General features: G+C 59.7%; 12 protein-coding genes. 8 read left to right on the top strand and 4 right to left on the bottom strand.

What is annotated here, in order from left to right; all coding sequences use genetic code 11:
• Positions 1-44 precede the first annotated feature (44 nt).
• Complete coding sequence (locus M1E16_RS02770) at positions 45-1,013, top strand: LysR substrate-binding domain-containing protein (RefSeq protein WP_458129136.1); 969 nt, start codon at positions 45-47, stop codon at positions 1,011-1,013.
• Here M1E16_RS02770 and M1E16_RS02765 read toward each other — a convergent pair.
• The 3 genes from M1E16_RS02765 to M1E16_RS02755 all read right to left on the bottom strand — a co-directional run bounded on the left by M1E16_RS02765 (position 976) and on the right by M1E16_RS02755 (position 4,919).
• Complete coding sequence (locus M1E16_RS02765; RefSeq protein ID WP_458129135.1) at positions 976-1,704, bottom strand: hypothetical protein; 729 nt, start codon at positions 1,702-1,704, stop codon at positions 976-978. The genes M1E16_RS02770 and M1E16_RS02765 overlap by 38 nt on opposite strands.
• Before the next feature lie 50 nt (positions 1,705-1,754).
• Positions 1,755-2,561 carry a hypothetical protein gene (locus M1E16_RS02760; RefSeq protein ID WP_458129134.1) on the bottom strand — a complete coding sequence of 269 codons (807 nt, stop codon included), beginning with the start codon at positions 2,559-2,561 and terminating at the stop codon, positions 1,755-1,757.
• 288 nt (positions 2,562-2,849) lie between these two features.
• On the bottom strand, positions 2,850-4,919 hold the full coding sequence (locus tag M1E16_RS02755; protein ID WP_458129133.1) for an AsmA family protein: 2,070 nt from the start codon (positions 4,917-4,919) through the stop codon (positions 2,850-2,852).
• Positions 4,920-5,308: 389 nt separating this feature from the next.
• Here M1E16_RS02755 and M1E16_RS02750 point away from each other — a divergent pair, with 389 nt between their 5' ends.
• The 7 genes from M1E16_RS02750 to M1E16_RS02720 all read left to right on the top strand — a co-directional run bounded on the left by M1E16_RS02750 (position 5,309) and on the right by M1E16_RS02720 (position 10,594).
• A complete protein-coding gene (locus M1E16_RS02750) occupies positions 5,309-5,818 on the top strand; it encodes a hypothetical protein (RefSeq protein WP_434626348.1) in 510 nt (169 codons plus the stop codon).
• Between the two features lie 156 nt (positions 5,819-5,974).
• The gene (locus M1E16_RS02745) at positions 5,975-6,607 is read left to right on the top strand and encodes a TetR family transcriptional regulator (RefSeq protein ID WP_305497134.1); all 633 of its coding nucleotides are present in this window, start codon (positions 5,975-5,977) and stop codon (positions 6,605-6,607) included.
• Between the two features lie 275 nt (positions 6,608-6,882).
• Positions 6,883-7,383, top strand: a complete 501-nt coding sequence (gene ureE, locus M1E16_RS02740) for an urease accessory protein UreE (protein WP_458129132.1) — start codon at positions 6,883-6,885, stop codon at positions 7,381-7,383.
• On the top strand, positions 7,380-8,054 hold the full coding sequence (locus tag M1E16_RS02735; RefSeq protein ID WP_434696019.1) for an urease accessory protein UreF: 675 nt from the start codon (positions 7,380-7,382) through the stop codon (positions 8,052-8,054). Before ureE ends, M1E16_RS02735 begins: the two co-directional genes overlap by 4 nt.
• A 9-nt stretch (positions 8,055-8,063) precedes the next feature.
• On the top strand, positions 8,064-8,678 hold the full coding sequence (ureG, locus tag M1E16_RS02730; RefSeq protein WP_305497140.1) for an urease accessory protein UreG: 615 nt from the start codon (positions 8,064-8,066) through the stop codon (positions 8,676-8,678).
• A gap of 30 nt (positions 8,679-8,708) precedes the next feature.
• Complete coding sequence (locus M1E16_RS02725; RefSeq protein WP_458129131.1) at positions 8,709-9,281, top strand: HupE/UreJ family protein; 573 nt, start codon at positions 8,709-8,711, stop codon at positions 9,279-9,281.
• Positions 9,282-9,460: 179 nt separating this feature from the next.
• Positions 9,461-10,594: an AGE family epimerase/isomerase gene (locus tag M1E16_RS02720; protein WP_458129130.1), complete on the top strand. Its 1,134-nt coding sequence runs from the start codon at positions 9,461-9,463 to the stop codon at positions 10,592-10,594.
• Positions 10,595-10,654: 60 nt separating this feature from the next.
• Here the strand turns inward: M1E16_RS02720 and M1E16_RS02715 are convergent, their stop codons facing one another.
• On the bottom strand, positions 10,655-11,419 hold the full coding sequence (locus M1E16_RS02715) for an SDR family oxidoreductase (protein ID WP_434569981.1): 765 nt from the start codon (positions 11,417-11,419) through the stop codon (positions 10,655-10,657).
• Between the last annotated feature and the right edge of the window lie 807 nt (positions 11,420-12,226).

Below are 12,226 nucleotides of genomic sequence, written 5' to 3'. Positions count from 1 at the left end.
TTAGTTGACCGGGATGAGCTGTTCTCATCCATTGGAGATTCCAGATGTTTGCTGCCCTGCCACTCAACGCGTTGCGTGCCTTCGAATCCGCTGCACGATTGCTCAGTTTCAAGGCCGCGGCGGCTGAGCTGTCGGTAACGCCCACGGCGATTTCCCATCAGATCCGCTCACTGGAAACCTGGCTGGGTGTGCAACTCTTTGAGCGCCTGCCTCGCCAGGTGCGGCTGACCGAAGGTGGCCAACGCTTGTTCCACAGCCTGCACGGTGCCTTGCTGGAAGTGGCGCAAAGCGTCGATACCCTGCGCCCGCAACGCAGCACCGCGCATCTGACGATTTCCACCACCGCCGCGTTCGCGGCGCTCTGGCTGGTGCCGCGCCTGGGTCGGTTCTACGCGCGCCATCCCACCATCAATGCCCGCCTGGACACGCACTGCGAAGTGATCGACCTGCACCAGGACGCCAGCGTGGACATGGTGGTGCGCTATAGCCTGGAGAACTACCCGAACCTGTATGGCATGTGCCTGTTCGATGAATACTTCGGTGTATATGGGTCACCGGAGCAAATAGCCGCTCTGGCGACCCGACAACCGACGACGTTGATCAGTGTGCGGTGGCACAACACCAAGCTTTATGCCCATGGCTGGGACGCCTGGTGCGCGCGGGCGGGAGAAAACTGGCTGACCCGTCAGCCCTGCATACGCGAATACGACGAGGAGCACTACGCCCTGCAAGCGGCAATTGCCGGGCAAGGCCTGGTCCTGGCGAGCAACGTGCTGGCCTCCGAAAGCGTCGCCAGCGGCCTACTGGTCGCTTACCACCCGCACGTCCAGGTCAACGGCGCGGGCTACAGCGCCTTATGCGTTCCGGGCCGGGAACGCCATCCGCCAGTACGAGCGTTCTTCAAATGGCTGGAGGAAGAAGCGCGGCAGTCCGGGCACGCACTGACGAGTTCGATGAAACTGTTCCAGGACCGTGTCAGCCAGAACCAGAGCAATCATGCTGGCAAAACATGAGGCTCCGGATGCTCGCTGGAGGAAGCTCGACAATCAATGAGTTCGCGGCGGCCGGCAGGCCGCGCCGCACCTTTTGTTCAATACCGTTTCTTTCGTAACGGGCTGAACTGAGTTGCCTTGTGGAAACATTCACACTGACCTGTCCCACTACATGCTTGCCCGTGAAACGCTGCTTGAAAAAAAGCTCATCAATACATTGCGCGGTGCGAAACCTCACAGACAACGTATGAACAACCGGGCCCACGCCTATCAGGCTGACATGCACGAAAACAGTCGTATCGGACTTGTCCTTCGCCTGAGCAGGTGAAAACAACTGCTCCCTGATCGCAGCACCCAACGCCTCTGAACCCAGCGCATCCTCAACACTGGCTATCAGCCGCTCAAGCTGCGCCTGCAGCTTGACATCTGATATCAATTTTTCCCCGAGCAAGTCGCTCAGCACAATGACAGCCTCGTCCTTCGGCTCGAAACTGGACGTTTTATTCGCCAGGGTTGTCCATTCCAGATTTTCCATGGCGCGGGAATAACCTGCGCGCCACTTCGCCAAGGCATCAAACTTGTCACCGGTCGAGCGAGCGTACAGATGCGAATAGAGCAACGAATATTTAAGTTTCTGCCGCCACTCCTTCGGCACTCCTTCCGAAATAGACAACAGCCCTTCCGGGAGGAGCAGGATTTCCTCATTCAACATGACAGACCACCTCCTAAGAGGGGTTGCTCATTCAAGCAACCCATGGGCGCTTATAACTCGATCCCATTGAAAAAATCGTCAGAGTTCTTATCCAGTTTCTGGTAGATCATGTCCCTGTTCCGATCATGTATGCGCATATTGAGCTCGACCATCGTAGCCACGCGTTTCATTCGAAGCCGCGACACTTTCCATTTCCAGAACCAAGCCCCACCCTGGCTTGAAGAAATATTGCAATCTACAGCCAGGAAAGCCGTTATCGGCGTCCCCCCTGGGGATTGGATGCAAGGCACGATCCTGAAATCCTTATCCGCACCTTTGTTACTGTTCCTATCAAAAAGATTTACCAGCTTTTCGTCGGAGCGTAACCGATCAAATACGCCGAACAATAAATCAAGCATCGCCGGAGCGTTTCGTCCCGCCACCGCCTGGACAATCTCCAGAACGATGGAATCCATCGTCAAACTTGTCTGCGAGGTCGTAAGCTCCTGATATTTGTTGCTGGTCATCGTCCATCCGCAATGCCTCATCGCGCTACTGTATAGCGTGTGCCACTCGATGGGCTGCACGTTTTTGTTAAACTTGGAAGTGGCAACAAGCTCAGCGAAATGAATACTGTCCGCTGCCGCCTGCTTTTTATCCTCGTCCAAATTATCGGCGAATCCAATAATGGCAGGGTTTTCATTGGCCAACAAAACGTCCGCCTTGGAAACCGCCTGACTCTCCGGCTTTGTCGTCACTCTTGCAAAGCGGGAACTTTTTGATGCTCCGACGGGAAAATCAGCAACAATAACGGGCGCAATCCTTACGGTTTCAAAAAAGCGCTTACTCTCTTCAGCACTGGGCAATAAAATGCTCATGACATTTTCCTTTTTAATAGGTGACTTGTTGTTTCTTATTCAGCCGAATTGACTGCAAGGCCAACTTAATCACATAAACCCAGACTTTCCACAGCTCTTCCGTGACTCGGTATTACCGCCATCCAAGCGCTCGCGCGCAACCCTATCCGGCTCATTAAAAAACACGACAGAGTTACACTTCGAATAAAAAATTGACTAACCACGTCAATTAAAAGACAAATAGCCAGCTACTTTTTTCCGCCCACTTTTGCGGCCGACCTCAAGCATTCGACTACTTCACAGGCGCAATCAATCCTTTACCGTTTTCGGCGCCTTGCCGGCCTTCATCTGTTCAAGCAACGGTGCACACTGGTTCGGCTCGCTGCCGCTGGGAGCGACCAACGCCAGCAACCCCGCCGCCGGCGCGGCGATGACACCCAGCGCGACCATTCCGGCCCCACGCAACATCAGCGGCACGGCCTTCACCCCGGCGGCGGGCTTGGCGAAGGTGCCTCGTACGTACAGCGGCGAACGCAGGGAAATCAATCGCCAGCCCTTGGACTCCGGGGTAACAGTCAGGTCCAGTTGTTCAGTGGCCATATTCGCCGTGCCATCGATATAGATGATCGCGTTCTCGGTATCGAATACAAACAGGCGAGTGGTCGCCAGACCGGTCTTGATGCCGAAATCAGCCGCCGCGCAATTGATCTTCACTTCCTTGTCGCCGAAGATTTTTCCTACCACATAGTTGCCAACGTTCAACCCTGCCAGCTCCATCAACTCCCGACTGATAGCGCCGTCGTTGATGAGCATCTTCAAGTTGCCATTGGCGGTGCCCAGCAACGCCGCTACCGAATTACCTCGGCCGGACAGATCGGCATCGCCATTGAGCTCGCCGAAACTGGTTTTCATCGGTTCGAAACCCGGGAAAAGCTGCTTGAGCTTGAAGCCTCGCGCGGTCAGTTTCGCCTGGCCTTCGAGGGGCCGAGTCTGTCCATTGAGGCGAATCTGCGCATCGAGACGGCCACCGGCCACGCCAAAGCGCAAGGGTTCAAGGCTCAGCTGGCCATTGTTCAGCAGCAAATGAGTGTAGAGGTCGGTGAAGGGCAATTGCTCGCTATGGACGATGCGCTTGCCGGTGAACTCCACGTCGGCATCCATTACGCTCCAGCGCTCAGTGCGGAATTCTTCCACCGGCAAGACCTTGTCGGACGGTTGTTTGCTGGCACCGCCGCGCGCCTTCTGTTGCGTGTTGGAGTCGGCGCCGATAAGCGGCGCCAGGTCGCTGAACAGCAGTTGATCGGATACCAGCGCACCAGAGAGTTTCGGTCGCGGCTGGCTGGAAACATAAGCCAGGTCGCCGTGAATATCGCTTTCGCCAATCTTGCCGTTGAACGCCTCGTAGCGGAACTGCGCCCCCTCCGGTTCGTGGAGCTTGGCGATCAGGCGACCATCGGTGGCATAGGGCGGCGAATCCGGCAGCGTCACGCCAGTCAACGGGTAAAGATTGGCCAGGCTTTTACCGGCCAGTTTCAGACGCAGGTCCAGGGCGCCAAGGTTCTTCGGGTCGGTAAGGGTGCCGGCCAGCTCGATGCGGGTGTCGGCAATCTTCGCCTGGGCCTGCAGGGGAAAGGGTTGCGATGCATCCTGCAAGGCCAGCAAGCCACCGACCTTGCCGGAACCGCTCAGGTTCTGTCCTTGATACTGCCCGTCAGCCTTGAAAGCAAAGGCGTAGTCTTGTGGCGCCGCACCTTGTTCCCGGGCTTTGTTCGCAGTCTTTTCACCGACGATATCGCTGAATGGAATGGGCTTGCCCAACGGGTCGATCAACACTTCGAGCCTGGTCTTGAGCGTCTGGTCATCCAGCGTGACATGCCCCTTGTCAAAGCCGATGGCACCGATATCGACCGACCAACTGGACGGTTCGGCGTCCGGGTCCTTCGGATCGAACTGGAAGGTCCAGTTGGCGCGCCCATCAGCCAGGCGCTGCAAGCTGGCGTTGGGTTCGGTCAGGTCGATGCGCGGGATCGCCACCCGCCGGGCCAACAGGGCCAAGGGCGAAATACGTAGCTCGACGCGCTTGAGCGTGACCATTTGCGAGGTTTTCGACCAGTCCGGGTTTCCCAGGCTCAAATCTTCGGCCACGACATGGGGCCATGGCACAAAGGCGCGCCAGCCGCCTTCCTGCGGTTCGCGCTGCCAGATCACCGCCAGGTTGCCATTGATTGCGAATGGACGATGCAACTCCTCGGAAACCTTCGCGTTGAGCGTGGGCTTGAGGCGGTTCCAGTCGAAGAAAGCGATGACCAGCACAAGCGCGGCCAGCAGTGCGATGAGGCAGGCAAAGCCCCAGGCGAAAATTTTTGAGGTGCGCGTCATGCACAAGGCTCCTGACAAATTTGGCGTGCAGACCGCGACGCCTGAGGCAAGGCGAACCGCTACTGGCTCACTGCCGATAAACGATTGGACTGCCGAAACGGCCGACAGGTTTACCACCAAGCGCGACGACCGGCACGAAAAAACGCCTCGGAACCTGACCGGTTCGACAGCTACCTGTTACCGCGCCCGCACTTTTGCGGGGCGCGAGTGGGTACAAACTACCCACTCCAGGGCAAAACTGCCCCGCTGAAAGGCCCGTTCTAGAGCCCTCCCGCAGAACAATCAATTCCGTTGATTATTACCATTGTGTTTATGAACTTTTATATCGACTTATCGAGAGTAGCATTGCCCTCGTACCCACTTTTCAGCCCTCTCGAGGAGCAACGATCATGAAACGCCAACTACTGATGAGTCTTTCCCTTTCCCTGCTGGCCTCTACCGCTTTCGCCTTGCCAGCTTCCGAACAGGCCACGCCACAAGTCAAGGACAGCCATTCTGTCTATAGCCAGACCGTAGCCGAAGGTGGCCGTGACCGCCTGGAAGAGAAAGGTCTGGTCGAAGGTGGTTCCGACCGCACCCCACAAGGCCAAACCCTGGCGGCTGACGGTTCCGACCGCACCCCACAAGGCCAGACCCTGGCGGCTGACGGTTCCGACCGCACTCCACAAGGCCAGACCCTGGCGGCTGACGGCTCCGACCGCACTCCACAAGGCCAGACCCTGGCATCTGACGGCTCCGACCGCACCCCTCTGGGCGAAACCCTGGCTGCTGATGGTTCCGACCGCACCCCACTGGGCGAAACCCTGGCCGCTGACGGTTCCGATCGCACTCCACAAGGCCAGACTCTTGCCGAAGGCGGTGGTGACCGCGTAATCGAACGCAACAGTGCAGTGAGCTGAGCCCATGGCGGCCCGTAAAAAAGCCCGATTCCCTGAATCGGGCTTTTGACTTTTCAAGCCCCTCGTTTTCCCGACTGATCCGTCCCTACCGTTCGACGCCGCCAAAGACGATTTGCTAGAGTGCATCGCTCCCATGACCTGGAAGTCAGCCCTGCAATGCTTCCCCGCGCCGAACAGAAACAACAGACCCGAAATGCCCTGATGGATGCAGCGCGCCATTTGATGGAGTGCGGCAGGGGATTCGGCAGCCTGAGCCTGCGCGAAGTCGCCAAGACAGCCGGCATCGTACCCACCGGGTTCTATCGACATTTCGACGACATGGACCAGCTTGGCCTGGCGCTCGTCAGCGAAGTGGGGCAGACGTTTCGCGAAACCATCCGGCTGGTGCGCCACAACGAATTTGTCATGGGCGGCATCATCGATGCGTCTGTGCGGATTTTTCTCGACGTGGTGCATGCCAACCGATCGCAGTTTCTGTTCCTGGCCCGCGAGCAGTACGGCGGCTCCCTGCCGGTACGCCAGGCTATCGCGAAGCTGCGCGAAGACATCAGCTCGGACCTCGCCGCCGACCTGGCATTGATGCCCAAGTTGCAACACCTGGACCTTGCGGGACTGAGCGTGATGGCCGACCTCGTCGTCAAGAGTGTCTTCGCCACCCTGCCGGATATCATCGACCCGCCCGCCAAAGCGCTCCCCGAACATCTCACCCCCCAGGCGAAGATTACCCAGCAACTACGGTTCATCTTCATCGGCCTCAAGCATTGGCACGGGTTGGGTAGCACCGAATAATCGCCTGCCCACCACCTTCCATGTGGGAGCGAGCCTGCTCGCGAAAGCGCCGGGTCAGCCAGCATTGATTTTCCTGATGCACCGCTTCGCGAGCAGGCTCGCTCCCACAATGTCTTGCGTGCGACTCAAAGTGGTGCGAGTTTTCCCGAAGCGCACCATAACGGCACGAAGCCCGCCCCATCCAGGAACGCCATCCCCCGCCATTTCCTACATCCCCTTCGATTGGCAAGGCCCTTGCTCTAAACACAGCACCGTTCATTGCTGGAAGCACTCCGATGCTGGTTATCCACCGCAGAATCGACACTCAACCGCGCTGGGACGCCGAGCTGCACCTGATCTTTGACGCCCGCAGCAAAAGCCGTCTGCGCTGTTTCAGTGCCGCGGGTGAAGACGTGGGATTGTTCTTGGAGCGAGGCCAGCCGCCGCTGTACGACGGTGAATGCCTTCAGGCCGAAGATGGGCGCATCGTGCGTGTCTGCGCCCGCCCTGAACAATTGCTCCACGTTACCTGCGCCAATGCGTTCGAACTGACCCGTGCTGCCTACCACTTGGGCAATCGCCACGTTGCCCTGCAGGTGGGCGATGGCTGGTTGCGCCTGCTGGATGATTACGTGCTCAAGGCGATGCTTGAGCAACTGGGCGCCAGCGTCGAATCCATTGAAGCGCCGTTCCAGCCGGAACACGGCGCCTACGGCGGCGGCCATCATCATTCCCGGCACGGCGACGAAGATTTCAATTACGCACCGCGCCTGCACCAGTTCGGCGTGCGTTCATGAACCCGGCCTGGGCGCTGCTGCGCCTGGCCAGTCCGCAACTGCCGATTGGCGGCTACAGCTACTCCCAGGGCCTGGAAATGGCTGTGGATAACGGCCTGGTCAAGACGCCGGACGACGCACGCCGCTGGATCAGCGATCAGATGCTACTGAACCTGGCGCGTTTCGAAGCGCCCTTGCTGCTGGCTCATTGCAGGGCGGCCGCTGCCGACGATTGGCACGCGCTGCTGGAGCTTTGTGAACAACACCGTGCCAGCCGGGAAACCCGCGAGCTGTACCAGGAGAGCCGGCAGATGGGCTACTCGCTGCAACAATTGCTGGCGGGCCTGCCGGAGCTCGACAGCGCCGCGCGCAGCTTCCTTGAACAGCGTAGCGAACCGCACCTGGCGCTGGGCTGGGCCCTGGCGGCCCGTGCCTGGGATATCAAGCCAGAGGATGCCCTCGCCGCCTGGTTGTGGAGCTGGCTGGAAAACCAACTGGCGGTGCTGATGAAAACCCTGCCCTTGGGCCAGCAAGCCGCGCAGAGGTTGACCAGCGAGCTGCTGCCATTGCTGCAACAGGCCCAGCAGATCGCCTCGAACCTCGACCCCGACCATTACGGCAGCGCCGCGTTTGGCCTGTCCCTGGCGTGCATGGCCCATGAGCGCCAGTACAGCCGCCTGTTCCGTTCCTAGGAGAGACACATGAATACACAACCTTTGCGCGTCGGTATTGGCGGCCCGGTAGGCTCCGGCAAGACCGCACTGACCCTGGCTCTCTGCCTGGCCTTGCGCGAGCGCTACAACCTGGCCGTGGTCACCAACGATATCTACACCCGTGAAGACGCTGATTTCCTGGTGCGCAACGAAGCCCTTGCGCCGGAGCGGATCATCGGCGTGGAAACCGGTGGGTGCCCGCACACGGCGATTCGCGAAGACGCCTCGATCAACCTTGAAGCGGTGGACCAGTTGAACCGGCGCTTCCCGGGCCTCGACCTGATCCTGGTCGAGTCCGGTGGCGACAACCTGTCCGCGACCTTCAGCCCCGAGCTGTCGGACCTGACCATTTACGTGATCGACGTATCGGCTGGCGACAAGCTGCCGCGCAAGGGCGGGCCGGGCATCTGCAAATCCGACCTGCTGGTGATCAACAAGATTGACCTGGCGCCACTGGTGGGTGCCTCCCTGGAACTGATGAACAGCGATACCCAGCGGATGCGCAACGGCAAGCCCTTCGTGTTCAGTAACCAGAAGACTGGCCAGGGCCTGGACGACATCATCGCCTTTATCGAGCGCCAGGGCCTGCTGAGCGCCGCGTGATTTTTCCCATTCGAACAAGGAAGCCTATCCATGACATTCAAACGTATCCTCGGTGCCCTCGCCTTGCTGCTGACCCCGGCTCTGGCCTTTGCTCACCCCGGTCACGGCGATAACGGCCTGATCGCCGGCCTGGGCCACCCCATCGGCGGGCTCGACCATCTGCTCGCAATGTTGGCGGTCGGCTTGTGGGCGGCCCAACAACAAGGCGCCGCGCGCTGGGCATTGCCATGCACTTTCGTCGGGACGATGCTGCTCGGTGGTTTGCTGGGCTTCGAAAGCCTGAATCTACCGGCGTTGGAAAGCGGCATCGCCGCCTCGGTGCTGGCCCTGGGCCTGGCGGTGGCGTTGGCGGTGCGTCCGCCGCTAAGCCTGGCAGTCGGTGCGACCGCGATATTTGCGCTATTCCATGGCGTCGCCCATGGCTTGGAGCTGCCGGACATGTCGAGTCCGTGGGCCTATGCGGTGGGGTTCGTCGCCGCGACGGCGGCGCTGCACGGCGCGGGCTTTGCGCTGGTTCGTGTGTTGCCACGCGCGGCGGCGCCGGTGATCAGGTTGGCCGGGGCTGCTTCGGCGGCGGCTGGGGTCTGGTTGTTGGCCAGCTGACTTTTTCTGTTTTTATTCAAAACCCCTTCGCGAGCAGGCTCGCTCCCACATGGATGGCGTCCACCGCCCATGTGGGAGCGAGCCTGCTCGCGAAAGCGGCCTGACAGGCACCGCATCGCCAAGACCTGCCACTCTGCTACCATGTCGCGCAAACGCCCCCGCCGTGACGACGTCCGCCAATGCCTGAAGCCTCCCGCTCCGCCCTTCTACCCGAATTGACCACGCTGTTCGCCACGGTGCATCAGCAGTTTCACGATGTAATCGTGCCGATGTGGCAAGGTTCGGGCTGGAATGCCGAGCTGGCGTTGCCCTACGAGTCCCTGGATACCCAGCACAAGCCGCTGCCGCCCCAGCGTTATCGCGCCATGGCCTGTGCGCGGCAGTTGTATGTGTTCGCCAGCCTGATCGGCGAAGTGCCGCAGGCCGAGGAGCGGGCCGCCGCGCTGTTTCGCTCGCTGCAACGGCACTTCCACGATGCCGAGCATGGCGGCTGGTTCTACAGCATCGACCCGCAGGGGATACCGCTGGATACCGGCAAGGATCTGTACACCCACGCCTTCATCCTGTTCGCCTGCGCCCACTACTGGGGCAAGGTTCGCGAACCGCTGGTGGAGTCGGTGCTCAACGCGGCCCTGGAAATCATCGCGCGACGCTTCGCCACTGGCGACGGTCTCTACGAAGCCAGCCTCGGCCGCGACTGGTCGACAGCCGAGACCGGCCCGCTGCAGAACCCGCTGATGCATCTGGCAGAAGCTTTTCTCGCGACCCTTGCGGTTCGCGACGATGCCGCTGTTCGCCAAGCGTTGCTGAGCCTGTGCGAGGGGATGTTCAAGTGCTTCGTTGATCCGCAGCGACAAGTCATGATGGAGAAACCGCTCAAGGCTGTGGATAACTGGTTCGAGCCGGGGCATCAGTTCGAGTGGTATTTCCTGCTGGCCTCATCGCCCTTGTTGCGTGGCGGCAAACTGCACCTGGCCCTGGAACGCAGCTTCGGCGATACCGAACAACAAGGCGTCGATCCGGATACCGCTGGCGTTTGCGCCATGCTGGCCCTGGAACCGCAGACGGCTCCGCGCGATGCAACCCCACGCATCTGGGCCCAGGCGGAATACCTGCGGGCACTTACGTTGCGCCCTGGCAGCGAAGGGACGCTGCTGCGCCAGCTACGGGCGCTGCAGCAACATTTCCTGCATCCCCTGGGCTGGAACGAATGCCTTGATGCCAACGGCAATGTCAGCCGCCGGGACATGCCGTCCACTACGCCCTACCACCTGCTGACCTGCTATCGCGGGCTGGCCGAATATCTGGCCTGACACACCTTTGTGGTGAGGGAGCAACTCCCACACCACAAAAAGCTCATCTCGAAGACCCCGTCAGGCCTTGTTGCGCTCGATGGCGAAGCCGGCCCAGGTCTGGCTCACCGGCATCAGCTCCAGGCTGTTGATGTTGATGTGCGCCGGGGTGTTGAGCACCCAGAAGATGGTGTCGGCGATGTCCTGCGGCTGGATCGGCTCGGCGCCGGCGTAAGTCGCGTTGTAGCGCTCCTGGTCACCACCGAAGCGCACCAGGGAAAATTCGCTCTCGCACAGCCCCGGCTCGATATTGCTGACTCGCACGCCTGTACCTTGCAGGTCACAGCGCAGGTTCAACGAGAACTGTTTGACGAACGCCTTGCTCGCGCCATACACGTGACTGCCCGGATATGGGTAGTTGCCGGCGATAGAGCCCAGGTTGACGATCCCGGCGCCGCGCCCATGGGCAATCAGCCGCGGCAACAGCAGGCGGGTGCTGTAGATCAGGCCCTTCACATTGGTGTCGACCATGGTGTCCCAGTCATCGAGGTCGCACTTGGGCGCGGGGTCGACGCCCAGGGCCAGGCCGGCGTTATTGATCAGCCCGCGCAATTTGGCGAACGAAGGCGGCAGGCTGGCGATGGCCTCTTCCATGGCCTTGCGGTCACGCACGTCCAGAACCAGGCCATGGACCTCGGTCTGCTTCGATAACTCGGCACAGAGGGCGCTGAGGCGCTCTTCACGACGACCAGTCAGCACCAGTTTCCAACCGGCCTCGGCAAAACGACGGGCACAGGCTTCACCAAAACCGGACGTAGCGCCGGTGATAAACAGGGTGTCGGACATCGTGTTCTCCTTGCTTGGGCTTCAAACCATTAATGGAAATCGGTCCACAGCATGCCCGCCCTGACACGCCGTGGGCAAGGCTTGAGGTTGCGTTTTTGCCTGCACGGCTGCTCATAAAACAACCAATCGAGCCCAGGCCTTGCCAAACAAGGGCTGCAGAGGGTTGCGCGCATCTTATCCACAGGCACGTCCACAATAATCGGGGGCAAGTACAAACACTGGAAGCCGCTGTGTATAAGGCTTTGCGGGACATTTGGAAATTTTTTTCGCTTGACCCACCAAGTGAGGTTGTGCAGCAGAAGTTATCTGCTATAAGTCGAGGCCAGATAGACGATGGCGCCAAGCCAGCAACGACGCTGCTCCGCGCGGTCTTTCCAGAGTTTAGTCACAGACTTATCCACAGGCTTGCTCACCGTTTTCCGAACGCCAATGACGCTCAGAAAACTGTTGACAACTGCCAGTTACGAATGACCAAAACCGCCTGATCAAAAAACGCTCACCCCGCTGAAAGCCACGTGATCAAAGGGTTACAGCCAAGTACACCCACGTTACCCACAGCCAGTTCCACAGCAAACGGGGACAAGTCAAAACCGTGACAAAACAACTGTTTGCGGCGACTTTATGTCGCGGTTTCGCAGGGCTTCGAGATTGTTGTCCACAATTCTGAAAACTCTATATATCCCCCTGTGGGAGCGAGCCTGCTCGCGAAGGCGGCGTGTCAAATACATGGGCGACAACTGATCCGCCGCATTCGCGAGCGGGCTCGCTCCCACAGGGGTCGTGGTGATGTGGGTAGAGATAAAAAAA

This window comes from Pseudomonas sp. Z2-11 (genome assembly GCF_054161305.1).
The sequence above is the reverse complement of the archived record's forward strand: the minus strand, read 5'-3'. Positions and strand labels throughout refer to the sequence as shown.

Excerpts from the sequence above, each read along its gene's own strand:
- M1E16_RS02760 (WP_458129134.1), bottom strand. The coding sequence starts at position 2,561 with ATGAGCATTTTATTGCCCAGTGCTGAAGAGAGTAAGCGCTTTTTTGAA.
- M1E16_RS02750 (WP_434626348.1), top strand. The coding sequence starts at position 5,309 with ATGAAACGCCAACTACTGATGAGTCTTTCCCTTTCCCTGCTGGCCTCT.
- M1E16_RS02725 (WP_458129131.1), top strand. The coding sequence starts at position 8,709 with ATGACATTCAAACGTATCCTCGGTGCCCTCGCCTTGCTGCTGACCCCG.
- M1E16_RS02745 (WP_305497134.1), top strand. The coding sequence starts at position 5,975 with ATGCTTCCCCGCGCCGAACAGAAACAACAGACCCGAAATGCCCTGATG.
- M1E16_RS02715 (WP_434569981.1), bottom strand. The coding sequence starts at position 11,419 with ATGTCCGACACCCTGTTTATCACCGGCGCTACGTCCGGTTTTGGTGAA.
- M1E16_RS02755 (WP_458129133.1), bottom strand. The coding sequence starts at position 4,919 with ATGACGCGCACCTCAAAAATTTTCGCCTGGGGCTTTGCCTGCCTCATC.
- M1E16_RS02770 (WP_458129136.1), top strand. The coding sequence starts at position 45 with ATGTTTGCTGCCCTGCCACTCAACGCGTTGCGTGCCTTCGAATCCGCT.
- ureG (WP_305497140.1), top strand. The coding sequence starts at position 8,064 with ATGAATACACAACCTTTGCGCGTCGGTATTGGCGGCCCGGTAGGCTCC.
- M1E16_RS02735 (WP_434696019.1), top strand. The coding sequence starts at position 7,380 with ATGAACCCGGCCTGGGCGCTGCTGCGCCTGGCCAGTCCGCAACTGCCG.
- M1E16_RS02720 (WP_458129130.1), top strand. The coding sequence starts at position 9,461 with ATGCCTGAAGCCTCCCGCTCCGCCCTTCTACCCGAATTGACCACGCTG.
- M1E16_RS02765 (WP_458129135.1), bottom strand. The coding sequence starts at position 1,704 with ATGTTGAATGAGGAAATCCTGCTCCTCCCGGAAGGGCTGTTGTCTATT.
- ureE (WP_458129132.1), top strand. The coding sequence starts at position 6,883 with ATGCTGGTTATCCACCGCAGAATCGACACTCAACCGCGCTGGGACGCC.